This window comes from Vibrio sp. YT-15, from assembly GCF_033337445.1.
Taxonomy (GTDB): domain Bacteria; phylum Pseudomonadota; class Gammaproteobacteria; order Enterobacterales; family Vibrionaceae; genus Vibrio; species Vibrio alginolyticus.
Genome location: NZ_JAWOQR010000157.1, coordinates 1 through 1,080, shown reverse-complemented (window position 1 = coordinate 1,080; position 1,080 = coordinate 1). Strand labels below are relative to the sequence as shown.

Below are 1,080 nucleotides of genomic sequence, written 5' to 3'. Positions count from 1 at the left end.
TCTTCCGATCTCGCCGTAAAAACATTGAATACACGCACAATGAGCGAATAAAAATGCATTAACAAGTATTTAACCACTTTCATATCACCCCATTTTTGTGCGCCATGCACCATTAAAACTAGAAAAATGCTCTAAATATAGGCACAACATCACCTCACACCATAACCACACTATTCATGTGTGATCATTAACATTTACCAAACAATATATCGTACCAAAAGCGATTTTTCGGCATAAAATGTTACTAACAAAATAGTCGGCAAACATAAAAAACCAAAGTTAACCGGCTTCACCTAAGGCTAAAACGTGAGCACCACAACAAAACAGAGGAAACCTCCTCAAAGTTGCGATTATGCGCCCGTTATGCGGTTTAATGATTAAGCCAAAAGAACAGCATCACTTAAGCGTAAACGAAACTGCACAATTTGCTGACGGATTGCCTCTTTACGATGCGATTTAGAGTGGGATAATAGGCTTTCGACGCCAGTGACTAAGTAGCGAATGAAAGGAGCCCCTGTGCTTAAAGCGATTTTTTTTGATATGGACGAGACGTTATGTGGCACATCCCAAGCAGACAAAGCTGCAGGGCAAAAATTTGCTGCCTGGATTCAACAAACGTATCCACAAGTCTCTGATCCTCAAGCATTCTTACAACGCTACTTGCAAGGGGTATATAAAAAGCTCAACGCAGAGTTTCCTCAGCTGGTTGCTCTTCTTCCAGACGAAAATGCTTTTCGCTGTGGTCTGATCCAAACGATTTTGGCGGAGAACGGCATCCACATCGATGCAGAGCAAGCTCAGCAAGCACAACACTATTTTGATTCAGCACGTATGGGCGCGTTCACTTTCTTCCCTGGCGTAAAAGAAATGCTGACGGATCTAGGTAAGCACTACAAACTCGTCGTGATCACTAACGGTCCAATTTTCTCGCAGCACCCCAAATTGAAAGCAACACAAATGGATGAATGGGTGGACCATATTATTGTGGGTGGCGAAGAGCCAGAAGAAAAACCAGCGGCCAGCATATTCCAAAAAGCCTTGAATCTAGTCGACATCAAACCAGAAGAAGCCTTACACATC

At 42.8% G+C, this 1,080-nt stretch carries 1 protein-coding gene; it reads left to right on the top strand.

The annotated features are described in order from the left end of the window. Positions 1–516: 516 nt before the first annotated feature. Positions 517–1,080: HAD family hydrolase (locus R7D93_RS25965; protein WP_318129642.1), on the top strand; the 564-nt coding region annotated here is incomplete at its 3' end.